The organism is Streptomyces sp. NPDC048269, assembly GCF_040652395.1.
Taxonomy (GTDB): domain Bacteria; phylum Actinomycetota; class Actinomycetes; order Streptomycetales; family Streptomycetaceae; genus Streptomyces.
The window spans coordinates 235,285-254,395 of sequence record NZ_JBEZLW010000008.1 but is presented as its reverse complement, the minus strand read 5'-3'; the positions used below and the strand labels follow the sequence as shown (position 1 = coordinate 254,395).

Here is a 19,111-nt window from a genome sequence, read left to right as displayed (position 1 = left end):
TGGCACGCTGTTGAGTTCTCAAGGAACGGACGCTTCCTTTGTACTCACCCTCTCGGGCTTTCCTCCGGGCTTTCGTTCTGTGTTCTTGCGTTTCCGACTCTATCAGACTCTTTCGGGCCCGATTTCCTCGGTGCTTTCCAGGTCCTGCGCTTTCGCGCTTTCCCTTTCCGGCGATTCCGACTCTATCAGATTCACTTCCGTGCCGTTTCCGGTTCGGATTGGAATTCGATGGCCTTCGGGGGGCCTTTCCCTTTCGGGTGGATCAGACTTTATCAGGTCTCCCTGAGCCTTGATTCCCACCCTCCCCGGACTTCGCCCGGGGGTTCCCCAGCATGACTGATCCGGACACACGTGTGTGCCCGGGGGTGGTGCGGGGTGGAGACGTAAACGTACTGGAGCGGGGCCCCCGGATGCAAATCCGGTTGCCCCGCTCAAGTGACGCCGCTACGGCGAGGGTCAGACCTCGACGACGACGGGGAGGATCATCGGGCGGCGGCGGTAGCTGTCCGACACCCACTTGCCCATCGTGCGGCGGATGAGCTGCTGGATCTGGTGCGGCTCGGCCACGCCGTCGGCGGCGGCGCGGGCGATGGCCTCCTCGATCTTCGCGACGACCGGGCCGAAGGCCGAGTCGTCGATGCCGGAGCCGCGGGCCTGGATGTTCGGGCCGCTGACCACCTTGCCCGTGGTGCTGTCCACCACGACGTAGACCGAGATGATGCCCTCGTCGCCGAGGATCCGGCGGTCCTTCAGGTGGACCTCGGTCACGTCGCCGACCGACAGGCCGTCCACGTACACGTAGCCTGCCTGGACCTTGCCGGAGATCCGGGCCTTGCCGTCGATCAGGTCGACGACCACGCCGTCCTCGGCAATGACGATGCGGTCCTTCGGGACACCCGTCAGGGCGCCGAGCTCGGCGTTGGCGCGCAGGTGGCGCCATTCGCCGTGGACCGGCATCAGGTTCCGCGGCTTGCAGATGTTGTAGAAGTACAGCAGCTCGCCCGCGGAGGCGTGACCGGAGACGTGCACCTTGGCATTGCCCTTGTGCACGACGTTGGCGCCCCAGCGGGTCAGGCCGTTGATCACGCGGTAGACCGCGTTCTCGTTGCCCGGGATCAGGGACGACGCCAGGATCACGGTGTCCCCGGGGACGATCCGGATCTGGTGGTCGCGGTTGGCCATGCGGGACAGGGCAGCCATCGGCTCGCCCTGGGAACCCGTACAGACGAGGACGACCTCGTGGGCCGGCAGGTCGTCGAGGGTCTTGACGTCCACGACGAGACCCGGCGGGACCTTCAGGTAGCCCAGGTCACGGGCGATGCCCATGTTGCGGACCATCGAGCGGCCGACGAAGGCGACCCGGCGGCCGTACTCGTGGGCGGCGTCGAGGATCTGCTGGATCCGGTGCACGTGGCTGGCGAAGCTGGCCACGATGATCCGGTTGTGGGCGTTCGCGAAGACCGTGCGCAGGACGTTGGAGATCTCGCGCTCGGGCGGGACGAAGCCCGGGACCTCGGCGTTCGTCGAGTCGGAGAGGAGGAGGTCGATGCCCTCTTCGCTCAGACGCGCGAAAGCGTGCAGGTCGGTGAGGCGCCTGTCCAGCGGAAGCTGGTCCATCTTGAAGTCGCCGGTGGCGACGACCAGGCCCGCGGGGGTCCGGATCGCGACGGCCAGGGCGTCGGGGATGGAGTGGTTGACGGCGATGAACTCGCAGTCGAAGGGGCCGAGGTTCTCGCGCTCGCCTTCCTTCACCTCAAGGGTGTAGGGGCGGATGCGGTGCTCCTGGAGCTTCGCCTCGATGAGGGCCAGCGTCAGCTTGGAGCCGATCAGCGGGATGTCCGGCTTCTCCCGGAGGAGGTAGGGGACGGCGCCGATGTGGTCCTCGTGGCCGTGCGTGAGGACGATGCCGTCGATGTCGTCGAGGCGGTCCCTGATGGACGTGAAGTCCGGCAGGATCAGATCGATGCCCGGCTGCTCCTCCTCGGGGAAGAGGACGCCGCAGTCGACGATCAGCAGGCGGCCGTCGAACTCGAAGACGGTCATGTTGCGGCCGATCTCGCCGAGGCCACCCAGAGGGGTGACCCGAAGGCCGCCCTTGGGCAGCTTCGGCGGCGGACCGAGTTCAGGATGCGGATGGCTCAAAAGTGTCTCCTCACCACACACGCCACGTACCTCGGAAGGCACGTGGCGTGTATGACATTCGTGCTCTTGCTGTTATCTGTTTCGGTCGTGCTTGTTCAGTTGTGAAGTCTGTTGTCAGAGCTGTACCCCGCCGGCGGCGAGATCGAGCTTGAGCTGCGCCGTCTCTTCGGCGGTCAGTTCGATCAGCGGCAGCCGCAGCGGGCCCGCGGGCAGGCCCTGCAGGTTCAGCGCGCCCTTGGTCGTCATCACGCCCTGGGTGCGGAACATGCCGGTGAAGACGGGGAGCAGCTTCTGGTGGATCTCGGCCGCCTTCTGGACGTCGCCGCCCAGGTGGGCCTCCAGCATGGCGCGCAGCTCGGGGGTGACCACGTGGCCGACCACGGAGACGAAGCCGACCGCGCCGATGGAAAGGAGCGGCAGGTTCAGCATGTCGTCGCCGGAGTACCAGGCCAGGCCGCTCTGTGCGATGGCCCAGCTGGCCCGGCCGAGGTCGCCCTTGGCGTCCTTGTTGGCAACGATACGGGGGTGCTCGGCCAGCCGGACCAGAGTTTCGGTGTCGATCGGGACACCACTGCGGCCGGGGATGTCGTAGAGCATGACCGGCAGCCCGGTCGCGTCGGCGATCGCCGTGAAGTGCCGGTAGAGGCCTTCCTGCGGCGGCTTGCTGTAGTACGGCGTCACCGCGAGCAGGCCGTGGGCGCCGGTGCGCTCGGCCTGGCGGGCGAGCTCCAGGGTGTGGCGGGTGTCGTTGGTACCGATGCCGGCGACCACGTGGGCGCGGTCTCCGACGGCTTCGAGGACGGCTCGTACGAGGTCGTTTTTCTCCGCGTCGGTGGTGGTCGGCGACTCACCGGTGGTGCCGTTGATGATCAGGCCGTCGTTGCCTGCGTCCACCAGGTGGACGGCGAGCCGCTGCGCGCCGTCGAGGTCGAGAGAGCCATCCGCCGTGAACGGCGTGATCATGGCGGTGAGGACCCGCCCGAAGGGGGTCTGCGGAGTCGAGATCGGAGCCATGGGTAACACGCTACTCGCTGCCATGCTCGCGGTGTCCCCTCGGGGGACGTCAACACGGTTGTTGGACTCCGGCACTGCCTGCTCGGGGGTTCAAGCAGTGCCGGGTCCGTTTGATCAGCCTAGATGAACTTTACGAAACGTCGCAATACGGACACTTCGGACTTATGCCGCATATCTGTGCGTCCTGCATGTAAACGACCCTACGGGGCAACACGGCCGTTGCCGTTGAAGGCCGCGTACGTGAGCGGCATGAGCTTCGCCCAGTGCTGCTCCATCTTCTCGCCGACCATCTCGATCTCCCGCTGCGGGAAGGACGGAACGGCCGCGAGCTCGTGCTGCGTGCGAAGGCCCAGGAAGTGCATGAGCGAGCGCGCGTTGCAGGTGGCGTACATCGAGGAGAAAAGTCCGACCGGCAGGACCGAACGGGCCACCTCCCGGGCCACGCCCGCCGCGAGCATCTCCCGGTAGGCCTCGTAGGCCTGCACGTAGGAGTCCTCCATGACGCGGCCGGTCAGCTCCTGCTGCGCCTCGGTGCCCTCGACGAAGACGTACTTGCCCGGGCGGCCCTCCTGGACGAGCTTGCGCTCGGCGTCCGGGACGTAGAAGACCGGCTCCAGCTCCCTGTAGCGGCCGGATTCCTCGTTGTAGGACCAGCCGACGCGGTGGCGCATGAACTCGCGGAACACGAAGATCGGGGCGCTGATGAAGAAGGTCATCGAGTTGTGCTCGAAGGGGCTGCCGTGGCGGTCCCGCATGAGGTAGTTGATCAGGCCCTTGGAACGCTCCGGGTCCTTCTGCAGCTCCTCCAGGGACTGCTCGCCCGCCGTGGAGACGCGGGCGGCCCACAGCACGTCGGAGTCGGCGGCGGAGTGCTTCACCAGCTCCACCGTCACGTCGCTGCGGAAGCTGGGTTTCAGATCTGAAGCGGCGGTCTCGCTCACCGGGGGTCCTTCCAAACGTGCGTCCTGGGGCGCGCCCACTCTACGTCGCCGCCCGCGGGCCGCGGCGCCATGGATTTTCGTTAATGTGCCCAAATCCGGCACCGATTGGGCTTCTCGGACGTCCTACGTAAGAGAACGCACACCGATCGTGAGGAGAGTGGCTCCCATGTTCCGCCGACGGGAACCCGTCCCGTTCGCCTTCGTCGCCGAGGCCGACCGTTTCCGCAGCAACGTCACTCCGCCGCCGCGCGAGAGTCTGAGCAGGACTCAGCTCGCCGCCCGTAGTCTGGTCGGGCTGACCGTGGTGGCGGGGCTGGCCGGCTCGCTGCTCTTCGGGATGCCCGCGCTGCAGCCGAGCAAGGCGCCGGCGAAGTCGCAGCAGTCGGAGGCCTCCGAGGGGCGGTAGCCTCACGGTCACAGCCCAACCGAACGTGCATGTGAGTGAGGTCCAGCCGTGCCCCTGCCCTTCCTGACGGCCGACGGTGTGTCCGAGGCGGATGACGACGGCGACGAGGCGCTCGCCCATGACGACCACGACCGCTGGCGGCGGCCCTACCGGCCGGGTCCCTGGCGGGTGGTCATCGCCGCGCTGCTCCTCCTGCTGTCCGCCTTCATGCTGCTGGCCACGATGATCGTCGCCTTCGCGGGCGCCTGGGGCGGGGCGTCGGTCTGCCTGGTCGCCGCGCTCGGTGTCGTCGGGTCGGCCGTACAACTGCTGCGCGCCGGCGTCTGGGTGAGCCGTACGGGACTGCGCCGGGTCGGGTTCTTCGGATCCCGCTCGATCGCGTGGAGCGAGATCGCCGAGCTCCGTACGGTGCAGCAGCCGGTGCGCTGGCTCGGGCTGCCGCGGACGGTACAGGGGCAGGCGCTGACGGTGGTCGCGCGGGGCGGCGCCGAGCTGCCGGTGCTGCTGACCGACCACGACGCCGATTTCCTGTCGCGGGCCGAGGCCTTCGACCGGGCCGCCGACACGGTCGGGGCCTGGGTGGACGAGTACCGGCCCGTGCCCGCCTGATCCGGCGCCGCGCCCACGGGGAGCCCGTACAGGTATCAGACCTGTACGGGCTTCTTGTCGTGCAGGGCGATCGCCCGCTGCATGGCCTTGCGCGCCCGCGGGGTGTCACGGGCGTCGTGGTAGGCGACGGCGAGCCGGAACCAGTTGCGCCAGTCCCCCGGCGCGTCCTCGGTCTCGGCCTTGCGGCGCGCGAAGACCTCGTCGGCCGACTCCCGCAGGATCCGGCCGTACTCGTCCCGCTCCAGCTCGTCGACGGGCAGCCCGCCCTCGCCCTCCAGCTCGGTCGCGAGCTGGTTGGCCCTGGTGACGAACCGGGTGTTCTTCCAGAGGAACCAGACCCCGATGACCGGCAGGATCAGCACGGCCACACCGAAGGTGACGGTGAGCCAGGTGCCGTGCCGGATCAGCATCAGGCCCCGGCTGCCGGCCAGGACGAAGTAGACGACCAGGACCGCGGCCGTGAGGAAGTACGTGATCTTCGCGCGCATGATGGTCGATCAGCCCAGGTCGAGGAAGTGTTCCAGGCCGAAGGTGAGGCCCGGGGTCTGCACGACGCGCCGCACTCCGAGCAGGATGCCCGGCATGAAGCTGCTGTGGTGCAGGGAGTCGTGACGGATGGTCAGGGTCTCGCCCTCGGCGCCGAGGAGCACCTCCTGGTGGGCCAGCAGGCCGCGCAGGCGGACGGCGTGCACCGGGACGCCGTCGACGTCCGCGCCGCGCGCGCCGTCGAGGGCGGTCGCGGTGGCGTCGGGCTGCGGGGCGCAGCCGGCCTCGGCGCGGGCGGCCGCGATGAGCTGCGCCGTACGGGTCGCGGTGCCCGACGGGGCGTCGACCTTGTTGGGGTGGTGCAGCTCGACGACCTCGACGGACTCGAAGTAGCGGGCGGCCTGGGCGGCGAACTTCATGGTCAGGACGGCGCCGATGGAGAAGTTCGGGGCGATGAGCACACCGGTCTCCGGGGAGCCGGCGAGCCAGGTGTTCAGCTGGGCGAGGCGGTCCTCGGTCCAGCCGGTGGTGCCGACCACTCCGTGGATGCCGTGACGGACGAGGAAGTCCAGGTTTCCCATGACCGAGTCGGGGGTGGTCAGCTCGACCGCGACCTGGGCGCCAGCCTCGGCCAGTGTCTCCAGCTTGTCGCCGCGGCCGAGGGCCGCCACCAGCTCCATGTCGTCGGCGGCCTCGACCGCCTTGACCGCCTCGGACCCGATGCGGCCCTGGGCGCCGAGGACTGCCACGCGCAGCTTGCTCATTTTCCGTCCTTAAATGATCACGGAGTTACGTGCGTACGGGACACTAGGCGACGGCCTCGTCGAGGCGGGCCGCCTGCTTCTCCTTCAGCGGGCCGACCACCGCGAGCGAGGGCTGCTGGGCCAGTACATCCTGCGCGACCGAGCGGACGTCGTCCGGGGTCACGGAGGCGATCCGGGCCAGCATGTCGTCGACCGACATCTGGTCGCCCCAGCACAGCTCGCTCTTGCCGATGCGGTTCATGATCGCGCCGGTGTCTTCCAGACCGAGGACGGTGGAGCCGGAGAGCTGGCCGATGGCCCGCTTGATCTCGTCGTCGCTCAGCCCGTCGGAGGCGACCTTGTCGAGTTCGTCGCGGCAGATCCGGAGCACGTCGTGGACCTGGTTGGGGCGGCAGCCCGCGTACACGCCGAAGAGACCGGTGTCGGCGAAGCCCGAGGTGTACGAGTACACGCTGTAGGCGAGGCCGCGCTTCTCCCGGACCTCCTGGAAGAGGCGGGAGGACATGCCGCCGCCGAGGGCGGTGTTCAGCACGCCCAGGGCCCAGCGGCGCTCGTCGGTGCGGGCGAGGCCGGGCATGCCGAGGACCACGTGGGCCTGCTCGGTCTTGCGGTTGACGAGGTCGACGCGGCCGGAGGTGCGCACGCGCTTGCTGCCGGAGCGCGGGCCGATCGGCACGGCGTCGGTGCGGGTCAGCGCGCCGGCCTTTTCGAAGGCGGCGCGGACCTGGCGTACGACCTTGTTGTGGTCGACGTTGCCGGCGGCCGCGACGACGAGGTGGGTCGGGTCGTAGTGCTTCTTGTAGAAGCGGCGGATCCGGTCGGCGCCCAGTGCGTTGATCGTGTCGACGGTGCCGAGGACGGGACGGCCCAGCGGGGTGTCGCCGTACATGGTCTGCGCGAACAGGTCGTGGACCATGTCGCCCGGGTCGTCCTCGGTCATCGCGATCTCTTCGAGGATGACGCCGCGCTCGGCGTCGACGTCCTCCTCGCGGATCAGCGAGCCGGTGAGCATGTCGCAGACCACGTCGATGGCCAGCGGCAGGTCGGTGTCGAGCACCCGGGCGTAGTAGCAGGTGTACTCCTTCGCCGTGAAGGCGTTCATCTCGCCGCCGACCGCGTCGATCGCGGAGGAGATGTCGAGGGCGCTGCGCTTGTGCGTGCCCTTGAAGAGGAGGTGCTCCAGGTAGTGCGTGGCGCCGTTCAGCGTGGGCGTCTCGTCACGGGAGCCGACGTGCGCCCAGATGCCGAAGGTGGCGGAGCGGACGGAGGGCAGCGTCTCGGAGACGATGCGCAGTCCGCCGGGGAGGACCGTGCGCCGGACGGTGCCGATGCCGTTCTGCCCCTTGAGGAGGGTTTGGGTACGGGCGACGGCCCGCCCCTCCGAAGAGGGGCGGGCCGTCACACGGGAACTACGCGACATCACTTGTCGGAGTCGTCCTTGTCAGCGTCGTCACCGGCGGTCTCGCCGTCGATCACGGGGACCAGCGAGAGCTTGCCGCGCTGGTCGATCTCGGCGATCTCGACCTGGACCTTGGTACCGACCGCGAGCACGTCCTCGACGTTCTCCACGCGCTTGCCACCGGCGAGCTTGCGGATCTGCGAGATGTGCAGCAGGCCGTCCTTGCCGGGCATGAGGGAGACGAAGGCACCGAAGGTGGTGGTCTTGACGACCGTACCCAGGTAGCGCTCGCCGACCTCCGGCATGGTCGGGTTGGCGATCGAGTTGATCGTGGCGCGGGCGGCCTCGGCGGCCGGGCCGTCGGAGGCACCGATGTAGATGGTGCCGTCGTCCTCGATCGTGATCTCGGCGCCGGTGTCCTCCTGGATCTGGTTGATCATCTTGCCCTTGGGCCCGATGACCTCACCGATCTTGTCCACCGGGATCTTGACGGTGATGATCCGGGGGGCGAACGGGGACATGGCGTCCGGCGTGTCGATCGCTTCCATCATCACGTCAAGGATGTGGAGGCGGGCGTCGCGGGCCTGCTTGAGGGCCGCGGCCAGGACGGAGGCCGGGATGCCGTCCAGCTTGGTGTCCAGCTGGAGGGCGGTGACGAACTCCTTGGTGCCGGCGACCTTGAAGTCCATGTCGCCGAAGGCGTCCTCCGCACCGAGGATGTCGGTGAGGGCGACGTAGTGCGTCTTGCCGTCGATCTCCTGGGAGATCAGACCCATGGCGATGCCGGCGACGGGGGCCTTGAGGGGCACACCGGCGTTCAGCAGCGACATGGTGGAGGCGCAGACCGAGCCCATGGACGTCGAACCGTTGGAGCCGAGGGCCTCGGACACCTGACGGATCGCGTAGGGGAACTCCTCGCGGGTCGGGAGGACCGGCACGATCGCGCGCTCGGCGAGCGCGCCGTGGCCGATCTCGCGGCGCTTCGGCGAACCGACGCGGCCGGTCTCGCCGACGGAGTACGGCGGGAAGTTGTAGTTGTGCATGTAGCGCTTGCGGGTCACCGGGGAGAGGGTGTCCAGCTGCTGCTCCATGCGGAGCATGTTGAGGGTGGTGACGCCCAGGATCTGGGTCTCGCCACGCTCGAACAGCGCCGAGCCGTGCACGCGCGGAATGGCCTCGACCTCGGCGGCGAGGGTACGGATGTCCGTGATCCCGCGGCCGTCGATGCGGACCTTGTCCTTGATGACGCGCTCGCGCACCAGGGCCTTGGTCAGGCTGCGGTAGGCGGCGGAGATCTCCTTCTCGCGGCCCTCGAAGGCCGGGAGGAGCTTCTCGGCAGCGATCTCCTTGACGCGGTCCAGCTCGGCCTCGCGGTCCTGCTTGCCCGCGATGGTCAGCGCCTGGGAGAGGTCACCCTTGACGGCGGCCGCGAGGGCCTCGTACACGTCGTCCTGGTAGTCCAGGAAGACCGGGAACTCGCCCTCGGGCTTGGCGGCCTTGGCGGCCAGGTCGGCCTGGGCCTTGCAGAGGACCTTGATGAACGGCTTCGCAGCGTCGAGGCCCGCGGCGACGATCTCCTCGGTCGGCGCCTCGGCGCCGCCCTTGACGAGGGCGATGGTCTTCTCGGTGGCCTCGGCCTCGACCATCATGATCGCGACGTCGCCGTCCTCCAGGACGCGGCCCGCGACGACCATGTCGAAGACGGCGTCCTCGAGCTCGGTGTGCGTCGGGAAGGCCACCCACTGGCCGCGGATCAGCGCGACGCGGACGCCGCCGATCGGGCCGGAGAAGGGCAGGCCGGCCAGCTGGGTGGACGCGGACGCGGCGTTGATCGCGATGACGTCGTACAGGTGGTCCGGGTTGAGCGCCATGATCGTGGCGACGACCTGGATCTCGTTGCGCAGGCCCTTCTTGAAGGACGGGCGCAGCGGGCGGTCGATCAGGCGGCAGGTGAGGATCGCGTCCTCGGACGGGCGGCCCTCGCGGCGGAAGAAGGAGCCGGGGATCTTGCCGGCCGCGTACTGCCGCTCCTCGACGTCCACCGTCAGGGGGAAGAAGTCGAGCTGGTCCTTGGGCTTCTTCGACGCGGTGGTGGCGGAAAGCACCATCGTGTCGTCGTCCAGGTAGGCAACGGCGGAGCCGGCGGCCTGGCGGGCCAGACGGCCCGTCTCGAAGCGGATGGTGCGGGTGCCGAAGGAACCGTTGTCAATGACGGCCTCGGCGTAGTGGGTCTCGTTCTCCACTAGCGTTTTCTCCATTTTCGTCGTCTCCGTCCGCCGCCCGTGTGGCGGTGGACGGTTGCGGAGAAGCGCTCCTGGCCTGGGGGCCGGTCTTCGATCGAAGCACCCGGTCCGTTGCCCCGTGGGGGCATTCCGGGTGCCACTACCGAGGACCGGCGGCGTAGGGAGGGCGCTCCTCCTCTTCAGTTGTGCACGTCTTCGCGCGTCTCTGTCAGACGCGCACGTGCGTCGTTTCCAGACTACAAAGGGTCCGGTCCGGTCCGCACGTACAGCAAAGGGAGCGGCCCCCGGATGTGGGAACCGCTCCCTTCACGGCGTGTTACTTGGCGCCGGCCGCACCGCGGCGGATGCCGAGGCGCTCGACCAGCGTACGGAAGCGCTGGATGTCCTTCTTGGCCAGGTACTGCAGCAGGCGGCGACGCTGGCCGACCAGGATCAGCAGACCACGACGGGAGTGGTGGTCGTGCTTGTGCGTCTTGAGGTGCTCGGTCAGGTCCGAGATGCGGCGGGAGAGCATCGCGACCTGGACCTCGGGAGAGCCGGTGTCGCCCTCCTTGGCACCGAACTCGCTGATGATCTGCTTCTTCGTAGCGGCGTCGAGCGGCACGCGTACTCCTCGTTTGGGTCTTCGTAGCCACCGAGTGCCCCAGGTCTGAGTCTCTGGGGAGCTTCCGTAACTCGGGAGGCGGGGTCCGCTGAGCGCAGTCCACAGACCCTGTTGAAGGATCCGGGGGACGCGTACACAAACGGCCGTCACACAGCGTACCAGGCTGCCGGGACGCGGCGTCTCAGCTGGTGAGAGCGCGGGCCCGGGAGTAGACGTCCAGCACGGCCAGGGTCAGCGGGACCAGGCTCAGCAGGACCGCCGCCTCGGTGAGGTCGAGCAGCCTTCCCCAGAAGGGTGACAGGCCCTTACGGGGAATGACAAGCGCAATTCCGGCGAGGAGTGCCGCGCCGGCGGCCACGGCAGCGGTCAGCCAGATCGTACGGAGGTCCAGGCCGCTGTGGTCGTGCTTGACGACGAGGGCTTCGAGCAGGTCGGCCGGCGGGTGCAGGGCCAGGCCCAGGATCAGCAGCGCGACGGCGATCAGGCCGGCGGCCAGGGCGCACACCACCTGGGAGGTGTAGCGGAAGAGGCGGGCGCGCAGCAGCATGGCGAGGCCGGTGGTGAGGGCCAGCAGGCGGCCCCAGGTGTTGTCGGAGAAGCCGAGGACGGCGGCGGCGCCGACGGCGACGGCGGCGCAGCCGCCGACCAGGCCGAGCAGCATCTCGTGACCGCGCCGGGCCTGGGCGGCGATCTGCTCGGCGTCGAGCGTGGCGGCCTGGTCGTGCTGCTCGGTGCCGGACTGGTCACCGTACGGCTCGGTCTCGTAGCGGTCCGGGTTCGCTGTGTGCTCGGTGTACTCGTCCGTGGCGCTCTGCGGGGCGGCGTAGCCGATGGGCAGGCGGGCGAAGCGGGCGGAGAGGCCGGGCAGGAAGGCGACGAGACCGATCGCGACGGGCGCGCAGACGGCCGCGGTGGCGGTCGCGGAGGCTTCGGTGGCGATGGCCGTGAACGTGGCCAGGGTGCCGGTGGCGGCGACGAAGGTGGCCGCGACGAAGGGGGCGTCGCCGCTGGGGGTGAGCGCGACCAGGGCGACGGAGGCGACGAGGACGCAGACGCAGCCGAGCAGGAACTGGAGGCGGCCGGGGCCCTGGCCGGCGCCGGGGGCGATGATCCCGGAGCCGGCGATCAGCAGGTGCGGGAGGGCGCCGAGGCCGAGTGCGACGGCGGAGCCGCGATCGCGGTAGACCCGGGCGCGCACGCCGGCGACGGCGGTGAGCAGGACGCCGACGGCGCCCGCGATGATGCCGGGCAGGCCGTGCATGTCGTGGCGCAGCGGGTCGGCGTACCAGAGGACGAAGCCCAGCATGACGAGGAGCAGTGCGGCGCCGGCCAGACCCGCGCCGCGCAGCATGTCGTCGCTCCAGCGGTGCCGGTCGCGGACGACGGCGGAGGCGACGGCGTCGGAGACGTCGTCGAATACGGCGGGCGGCAGGGACTCGGCGAAGGGGCGCAGGCTGAGCACCTCGCCGTCGAGGACCTGCTGGGCGGCCAGTGTGCGGGCGCCGTCGAGGACGGTGCCGGAGCGGCGCACGAGGTGGAAGCCGGTGGGGGCGCCGACGGGCTGGGTCTGGCCGGTGAGGCGCAGCAGCTCGGGATAGACGTCGGCGACGGCGATGTCCTCGGGGAGGGCGACGTCGATCCGGCTGTCCGGAGCCACGACGGTGACCCTGCAGAAGCCCGTCGTTGCGGCCGTACTCACCTGTGTGACCCCCCTTGTTGATGCCCGCGGCGGCGGACGATTCGCGGATGCGCATACTGCGCGCGCCACCCTACCGGGCTTGTGCCGGACAGTCGGCAAGTAGGATCACCGACGCGTGGAGGAGACCCCCTTCACGCCCGGGACTTGGGGGCGCCGGTTACGACGTCCCGTCCGTTTTCGAGGGATTGATGCTCCGGTGAGCCAGATCGTCGTCAAACGCCCGCCGCGGTCCCTGCCGCCCGAAGTGCCTTCGGACGAGGTGAGGCTGGAGGCGCCTCCGGAGCTTCCGCGGGGGCAGCAGGAGGGCATGCTGATGCAACTCCTGCCGATGCTCGGCATGGGCTCTTCCGCCGTGTTCTTCTTCATGCCGGGTGCGGCGCCGTTCATGCGCATCATGGGTGTGCTGATGCTGGTGTCGACGGTGGCGATGGTCGTCGCGCAGGTGGTGCGGCAACGGCGGGGTACGCAGGGGCAAATGGCCGATGTGCGCCGGGACTACCTCAAATACCTCGCACAGACGCGTCGTCAAGTCCGCCGTACCGCACGGGCGCAGCGCGACGCGCAGCTGTACCTGCACCCGGCCCCGGAGCAGTTGTGGTCGGTGGTGGCCGAGGGTTCGCGGCTGTGGGAACGGCGGGTCGGCGACCCGGACTTCGGGCAGGCCCGGCTGGGGCTGGGCTCGCAGCGTCTGCAGACCCCGCTGGTGGCGCCGGACACGGCCCCGGTGGACGAGCTGGAGCCGCTGACGGCGGGCGCGATGCAGCGCTTCCTGAAGGTGCACTCCTCACTGGACGGGCTGCCGATGGCGGTCTCGATCCGGGCCTTCTACCACGTGACCGTCTCCGGTGAGCCGGAGTCGGCGCGCGGTACGGCGCGGGCGCTGGTGTCGCAGCTGGCGACGCTGCACTCCCCCGAGGACCTGACGGTGGCCGTGGTGGCCGCGCCGGGTGCGGTGCCCTCGTGGGACTGGACGAAGTGGCTGCCGCACACGCAGGTGCCGGGCCAGGTGGACGGTGCCGGTACGAAGCGGCTGTTCGGCGACGACCTCGGTGAGCTGGAGGGGCTGCTGGCGCCCCGGCTGGAGGGACGGCCGCGGTTCAGCCGCGAGGTGTCCCCGGTCCTGGACCAGCCGCACCTGGTGGTCGTGCTAGACGGCGGGATGGTGCCGCCGGACTCGGTGTTCGCGGCGGCCGAGGGGCTGCAGGGCGTCACCATCGTCGAGGTGGTCGCGGGCGAGCTGGACGAGCCGCGCGGCGGGCTGTCGGTCGTGGTGCGTCCGGGTCGGCTGCGCCTGGAGTCGGGCGCGGGGGTCGCGTACGAGGGCACCCCGGACACGCTGTCGCTGCCCGCGGCGGAGGCGCTGGCCCGCCAGCTGGCCCCGCTGCGCACGGGTGGCGGGGACGACGACGAGCCGCTGCTGGCTAACCTGGACTTCACGGACCTGCTGAACCTGGGCGACGCGGCGGCGGTGGACGTGGCGCGGACCTGGCGGCCGCGATCGGCCGGTGAGCGGCTGCGCGTGCCGATCGGTGTCGGCGAGGACGGCGCCCCGGTGATGCTGGACCTGAAGGAGGCCGCGCAGGAGGGCATGGGTCCGCACGGCCTGTGCGTGGGCGCGACCGGTTCCGGCAAGTCGGAGCTGCTGCGCACGCTGGTGCTGGGTCTGGCGGTCACGCACACCTCGGAGACCCTGAACTTCGTGCTCGCCGACTTCAAGGGCGGTGCGACCTTCACGGGCATGGGGCAGATGCCGCACGTGGCAGCCGTCATCACCAACCTGGCGGACGACCTCACGCTCGTGGACCGCATGGGCGACTCGATCCGCGGTGAGCTGCAGCGCCGGCAGGAGCTGCTGCGCTCGGCGGGCAACTACGCGAACATCCACGACTACGAGAAGGCCCGTGCGGCCGGCGCTCCGCTGGAGCCGCTGGCCTCGCTGGTGCTCGTCATCGACGAGTTCTCCGAACTGCTCACGGCCAAGCCCGACTTCATCGACATGTTCATCCAGATCGGCCGCATCGGCCGCTCGCTGGGTGTGCACCTGCTGCTGGCCTCGCAGCGGCTGGAGGAGGGCAAGCTGCGCGGACTGGACACGTACCTCTCGTACCGGATCGGTCTGCGGACCTTCTCGGCGGCGGAGTCGCGCACGGCGATCGGGGTGCCGGACGCCTACCACCTGCCGTCGGTGCCCGGTTCGGGCTACCTGAAGTTCGGTACGGACGAGATGACCCGCTTCAAGGCGGCGTACGTCTCGGGCACCTACCGCTCGGGCGGGCCGGACCTGTCGGTGGGGCTGTTCCCGGTGGAGCGGCGGCCCGCGCTGTTCACGGCGGCTCCGGTGCCGGTGGTGTACGCGGCTCCGGACCCGGCGTACCTGGCGGCGCAGTCCTCGCGGGGGGACGACGCGCTCGCCGACACGGTGCTGGACGTGATCGTGAGCCGGCTGGAGGGGCAGGGGGTGCCGGCGCACCAGGTGTGGCTGCCGCCGCTCGACCAGGCTCCGCCGCTGGACCAGTTGCTGCCGGCGCTGGCGCCGAGCGCGGAGCGCGGGCTGCACGCGGACGGGTACACGCGGCCCGGCGGGCTCGTCGTACCGCTCGGCCTCATCGACAAGCCGTTCGAGCAGCGGCGCGAGGTGCTGTACCGGGACTTCTCGGGGGCGGCGGGCCACATGATGGTGGTCGGCGGCCCGCAGTCGGGCAAGTCCACGCTGATGCGGACGCTGATCTCGTCCTTCGCGCTCACGCACACCCCGCGCGAGGTGCAGTTCTACGGGCTGGACTTCGGCGGTGGCAGCCTGTCGGCGGTCGCCGAGCTGCCACACGTGGGCGGGATCGCCTCGCGGCTGGACCCGGAGCGGGTACGGCGCACCGTCGCGGAGGTGGGGGGCATCCTCAACCGCCGCGAGGAGTTCTTCCGGGCGAACAACATCGACTCGATCGGCACCTACCGGCGCCGGCGGGCGGCGGGCGAGCTGCCCGGCGAGCCGTGGGGCGACGTGTTCCTGCTGATCGACGGCTGGGGCGGCTTCCGCGGCGAGTACGAGGGCCTGGAGCAGATCGTCACGGACATCGCGGCCCGCGGTCTGGGCTACGGCATCCACGTGGTGATCACCGCGGCGCGTTACATGGAGGTCCGGGCGGCGCTCAAGGACCAGATGCTCAGCCGGCTGGAGCTGCGGCTCGGCGACACCATGGACTCCGAGTTCGACCGGAAGGTCGCGGCGAACGTTCCCACCGGGATGCCGGGCCGAGGCCAGGTGCCGGAGAAGCTGCACTTCCTGGGCGCGCTCCCGCGGATCGACGGCTCGCACGACGCGGGTGACCTGTCGGAGGCCACGGCCGCGTTCGTGGACGCCGTGAAGCAGAACTGGCAGGGGCAGGCGGCGCCCGGGGTACGGCTGCTGCCGCGGCTGCTCCACGCCGACCAGCTGCCCAAGGGCGGGGAGTTCCCGGGCCGCGGGATCGCGATCGGCATCGACGAGACCGACCTGGAGCCGGTGTTCGTCGATTTCGAGTCCGACCCGTTCCTCCTGGTCTTCGGCGAGAGCGAGTCGGGCAAGACGAACCTGCTGCGGCTCATCGCCCAGCAGATCGCCCAGCGCTACACCCCGGACCAGGCGCGCCTCGTGGTGGGCGACTACCGGCGGAGCCTGCTCGGGGCGCTGCCGGAGGCGCACCTGCTGGAGTACGCGCCGATGGCGAGCTCGCTGCAGATGCACATGGAGGCGCTGGGCGGGGTGTTCTCGCGCCGGCAGCCGCCGACCGACGTCACTCCGCAGCAGCTGCGCGACCGCAGCTGGTGGACGGGCCCGGACGTGTTCATCATCATCGACGACTTCGACCTGGTGGCCACCAGCCAGGGCAATCCGCTGGCTCCGCTGGTGGAGTTCCTGCCCTTCGCACGGGACACGGGCGTGCGGTTCATCATCGCGCGCAACTCGGCGGGCGCCTCGCGTTCGCTGTACGAGCCGTTCATGCAGCGGATCAAGGAGCTGGGCGCGCAGGGCGTCGTCCTGTCGGGCGACCCGTCCGAAGGGGACCTCGTCGGCAACGTGCGGCCGCGTCCGATGCCGCCGGGCCGGGCCTACTTCGCCTCGCGCAGGCGGGGCACCTCGCTGGTGCAGCTGGGGCGGATGCCGGGGATGTGAGGAAACCGGTTCCCCTCGGCGGCGCAGCACCGATAATCGGCGGTGAAGACTGCGCCACCGAGGGGAAAGGCCGCACATGGGCACCCAGCAGGAGAAGGACGAGCTGTACGCGCTCGACATCAGCGGCGTGGAGTGGGAGGGCCCGCCCGGAACCAGCCCCGACGAGGAGCGGGTCGAGATCGCCCGGCTGCCCGAGGGTGCGGTGGCCATGCGGTCCTCCCTGGACCGGGACACCGTGCTGCGGTACACGGCTGCCGAGTGGGAGGCCTTCGTACTCGGGGCCCGGGACGGCGAGTTCGACCTGGACCGGCACCGCCCTGAGGGGCCGGACGCCTGAGGTGCGGGGGACTTCTGAGGGGCCGGACGCCTGAGGTGTCGGGCGCCTGACAGACCAGACGCCGAAGGGGCGCGCCCGGTGCGGGCGCGCCCCTTCGGCGCGTACGGACTGAGGTGGGGACCGGGCTCAGTAGGCCTCGGTGAACAGGCGCGAGGCCTTCACGTCCGTGGCGCGGTAGTCACCCTTGCCGCGCTCGATGAGCTGGGCGACCTGCTCCAGCTGCTTCTGCATGTGGTCGGCCTTGCCCTTGTACTTCGCCTGGAGCTGGACGTACTGGCCGTGCGCCTCACCGTCCCAGGTGTCGGTGACGACCTTCAGGGCCTGTTCCATCTCGTTCAGGTCCGTGATGATGTTCTTGGAGACGACCCGGATACGGTCCGCCATCTGCTGAACGGTCTCATACCGGACCCGGGTGTGCCCGTCGTTGCCCGCCATGTTCTTCTCCTTCTCGCTGCGGCAAACTGGAAAGGGAAACGGCTGCTGTCAGATGCCGTTGAGGCCGGAACCGTTGGAGCCGCCGCCCGCGCTCTGCACGGCCTTGAACGCGGCGCGCACGTCGTCGTCCTGGGCGTTGCTCAGGTTCTTGGTCTGCGCCACGGCGTTGTGCAGGACGCCGAGCAGCCTGCGGATCTCGTCGTGGTCGTCGTTGACCACGCTCTGCGCGGACATGAACCCCGAGGCACCCACACCGGTCCAGCCGGCGCTCACGGTGGCCAGGATGTCGGCCAGCTCGCGGGCCTGCCTGGTGACGGCATTGGCCGTCTCCTCGATCTTGGTCTTCGCCTGGACGACCGGATCGTCTGCAAGTCCGAAGGTGTTCGTGCTCATCCGAAGCTCCTCACTTCTCAATTCGCCGGCAGAACCGGCGGATTGCGTGGCGGAGCGGACATGCCTGGCGCGGCTGTGAGCCACGCGCCCCGGGCGTCCCCCTCCGCTTCACGCGATCCCCCGATCACACTCGTGAAGCCTGCTGTCACTCTAGCCAGTTCAACCGCCGGGCCCAACACCGGTGGGTTGCTTCCGTGATGAACTGTGACTGTTCACTGCAAACGGCGTCGGCGGTTGCGTGCGTCCCGTACGACGGTCGCGGTCCCCGCGATGACGGCGATCAGGACGGCGCCGATGCCCAGAGCGTACGTGCCGTAGCGCTCCTGCCGCTCCTGTGCCGTCTCGGTGAGCCGGAGCTCGGCCGCCTGCGGGGCGGCCGCAGGGGGCGGGCCGGGATCCGGGACGGGGGCCTTGGGGGCCTCGCGGTCCTGACTGAGCGCGCGCACCGGGTCGACGATGCCCCAACCGACGTAGTCGTCACGGCCCTTGACCGAGCGTTCCGCGGTGTTCTGGATCTGCCAGACGATCTGCTCGACGGTCCAGTCCCCGTGCTTGGCGCGCAGCAGGGCGGCCACCCCGGCGACGTACGGGGCGGAGAAGCTGGTGCCGTTGTCGATGCACTGGCCGAAGCCGGGGACCGTGGAGACCATGTCGACGCCGGGCGCCGCCACCCCGATGAAGTCGCCGGGCTGGGAGAACGCGGCCCGCTCGTTGTTGCGGTCCGAGGAGGCCACCGCGAGCACGCCGGGGAAAGCCGCGGGGTAGGTCTTGCGCTTCTCGCCGCTCATGCCGTCGTTGCCCGCCGAGGCCACCACCACGACCTTGGCTTCGATGGCCTTCTGGACCGACTTGCCGAGGTCGGAGTCCGGGGACAACGGCACGTCGGTGTCCTGGGAGATGTTGATCACCTGGGCGCCCTTGGCCACCGCGTGGTCGATCGCCTGACTCAGGGACAGTGCGTTGCCCTTGCCCTGGCCGTCGTTCTGCCGGATGGGGATGATCGTGGCGTCCGGGGCCAGGCCGACGAAGCCGGTGCCCTCCTGGGGGCGGGCGGCGATCAGCCCGGCGACCTTGGTGCCGTGGCCGACGGTGTCGTTGGTGCCGTCCCCGCCCTTGGGGTCGACGAAGTCCTTGCCGGCGCCGGTGTCGATGGCCCCGCTGAGCTGCGGGTTCACCCGGTCCACGCCGGTGTCGATGACCGCGACGCGGATGCTGTTGCCGTTCTTGTCCTTGCCCTTGGTGTGCGCCCAGAGCTCGTCGAGGAGGAGCCGCTGGAGGGCCCAGGGACGGTCCGCGATCTGCTTCTTCATGGGGAAGGTGCACTCGCCCGCGCCGTCGAGGTTCAGGGCGTACGAGGGCTGGGGCGCGGCGGCGGCATCGGCGGAGGACGCAAGGGCGGTGGGCGCGGCAACTGCGGCGGCCGCGGCGAGGGTGAAGGCGGCGGCGCGGGCCGCGCGCCGCCGCTGCGGGGGCTGGGTCATCGGCAGCT

16 protein-coding genes are annotated in these 19,111 nt (G+C 70.0%); 4 read left to right on the top strand and 12 right to left on the bottom strand.

The window, feature by feature from the left end; genetic code table 11:
• Window positions 1-456: 456 nt before the first annotated feature.
• From AB0D48_RS12600 to thyX, 3 genes are all read right to left on the bottom strand, one after another.
• A complete protein-coding gene (locus AB0D48_RS12600) occupies window positions 457-2,142 on the bottom strand; it encodes a ribonuclease J (RefSeq protein ID WP_362394339.1) in 1,686 nt (561 codons plus the stop codon).
• Between the two features lie 114 nt (window positions 2,143-2,256).
• Complete coding sequence (gene dapA / locus AB0D48_RS12595; RefSeq protein ID WP_362394336.1) at window positions 2,257-3,156, bottom strand: 4-hydroxy-tetrahydrodipicolinate synthase; 900 nt, start codon at window positions 3,154-3,156, stop codon at window positions 2,257-2,259.
• A gap of 200 nt (window positions 3,157-3,356) precedes the next feature.
• Window positions 3,357-4,097 carry an FAD-dependent thymidylate synthase gene (gene thyX / locus AB0D48_RS12590; RefSeq protein ID WP_328927963.1) on the bottom strand — a complete coding sequence of 247 codons (741 nt, stop codon included), beginning with the start codon at window positions 4,095-4,097 and terminating at the stop codon, window positions 3,357-3,359.
• A 166-nt stretch (window positions 4,098-4,263) separates the two neighbouring features.
• Here thyX and AB0D48_RS12585 point away from each other — a divergent pair, with 166 nt between their 5' ends.
• Window positions 4,264-4,503: a hypothetical protein gene (locus AB0D48_RS12585; protein WP_362394332.1), complete on the top strand. Its 240-nt coding sequence runs from the start codon at window positions 4,264-4,266 to the stop codon at window positions 4,501-4,503.
• A 48-nt stretch (window positions 4,504-4,551) separates the two neighbouring features.
• The gene (locus AB0D48_RS12580; protein WP_362394330.1) at window positions 4,552-5,112 is read left to right on the top strand and encodes a PH domain-containing protein; all 561 of its coding nucleotides are present in this window, start codon (window positions 4,552-4,554) and stop codon (window positions 5,110-5,112) included.
• Window positions 5,113-5,147: 35 nt separating this feature from the next.
• On the opposite strand, the gene AB0D48_RS12575 is transcribed toward AB0D48_RS12580, so the two are convergent.
• The 6 genes from AB0D48_RS12575 to eccD all read right to left on the bottom strand — a co-directional run bounded on the left by AB0D48_RS12575 (window position 5,148) and on the right by eccD (window position 12,307).
• Window positions 5,148-5,600: a hypothetical protein gene (locus AB0D48_RS12575; RefSeq protein WP_362394327.1), complete on the bottom strand. Its 453-nt coding sequence runs from the start codon at window positions 5,598-5,600 to the stop codon at window positions 5,148-5,150.
• A 9-nt stretch (window positions 5,601-5,609) separates the two neighbouring features.
• Window positions 5,610-6,362 carry a 4-hydroxy-tetrahydrodipicolinate reductase gene (gene dapB, locus AB0D48_RS12570; protein ID WP_362394325.1) on the bottom strand — a complete coding sequence of 251 codons (753 nt, stop codon included), beginning with the start codon at window positions 6,360-6,362 and terminating at the stop codon, window positions 5,610-5,612.
• A 43-nt stretch (window positions 6,363-6,405) separates the two neighbouring features.
• Window positions 6,406-7,785: a pitrilysin family protein gene (locus tag AB0D48_RS12565; RefSeq protein ID WP_362394323.1), complete on the bottom strand. Its 1,380-nt coding sequence runs from the start codon at window positions 7,783-7,785 to the stop codon at window positions 6,406-6,408.
• Window positions 7,782-10,004, bottom strand: a complete 2,223-nt coding sequence (locus tag AB0D48_RS12560) for a polyribonucleotide nucleotidyltransferase (protein WP_362394369.1) — start codon at window positions 10,002-10,004, stop codon at window positions 7,782-7,784. The genes AB0D48_RS12565 and AB0D48_RS12560 overlap by 4 nt, the downstream gene beginning before the upstream one ends.
• Window positions 10,005-10,320: 316 nt before the next feature.
• The gene (gene rpsO / locus AB0D48_RS12555; RefSeq protein WP_031143997.1) at window positions 10,321-10,608 is read right to left on the bottom strand and encodes a 30S ribosomal protein S15; all 288 of its coding nucleotides are present in this window, start codon (window positions 10,606-10,608) and stop codon (window positions 10,321-10,323) included.
• A gap of 181 nt (window positions 10,609-10,789) precedes the next feature.
• On the bottom strand, window positions 10,790-12,307 hold the full coding sequence (eccD, locus tag AB0D48_RS12550) for a type VII secretion integral membrane protein EccD (protein WP_362394320.1): 1,518 nt from the start codon (window positions 12,305-12,307) through the stop codon (window positions 10,790-10,792).
• A 196-nt stretch (window positions 12,308-12,503) separates the two neighbouring features.
• Here eccD and eccCa point away from each other — a divergent pair, with 196 nt between their 5' ends.
• Together eccCa and AB0D48_RS12540 are read left to right on the top strand one after the other, a co-directional pair.
• On the top strand, window positions 12,504-16,457 hold the full coding sequence (eccCa, locus tag AB0D48_RS12545; protein ID WP_362394317.1) for a type VII secretion protein EccCa: 3,954 nt from the start codon (window positions 12,504-12,506) through the stop codon (window positions 16,455-16,457).
• 76 nt (window positions 16,458-16,533) lie between these two features.
• Window positions 16,534-16,794 (top strand): DUF397 domain-containing protein, encoded by a 261-nt coding sequence (locus AB0D48_RS12540; RefSeq protein WP_362394315.1) that lies wholly within the window; start codon window positions 16,534-16,536, stop codon window positions 16,792-16,794.
• Between the two features lie 126 nt (window positions 16,795-16,920).
• Here the strand turns inward: AB0D48_RS12540 and AB0D48_RS12535 are convergent, their stop codons facing one another.
• From AB0D48_RS12535 to mycP, 3 genes are all read right to left on the bottom strand, one after another.
• The gene (locus tag AB0D48_RS12535) at window positions 16,921-17,229 is read right to left on the bottom strand and encodes a WXG100 family type VII secretion target (RefSeq protein ID WP_362394312.1); all 309 of its coding nucleotides are present in this window, start codon (window positions 17,227-17,229) and stop codon (window positions 16,921-16,923) included.
• 48 nt (window positions 17,230-17,277) lie between these two features.
• Entirely contained in the window at window positions 17,278-17,622 is a 345-nt protein-coding gene (locus AB0D48_RS12530; protein WP_362394309.1) for a hypothetical protein, read from the bottom strand.
• A 212-nt stretch (window positions 17,623-17,834) separates the two neighbouring features.
• Complete coding sequence (gene mycP / locus AB0D48_RS12525; protein WP_362394307.1) at window positions 17,835-19,103, bottom strand: type VII secretion-associated serine protease mycosin; 1,269 nt, start codon at window positions 19,101-19,103, stop codon at window positions 17,835-17,837.
• Window positions 19,104-19,111 lie beyond the last annotated feature (8 nt).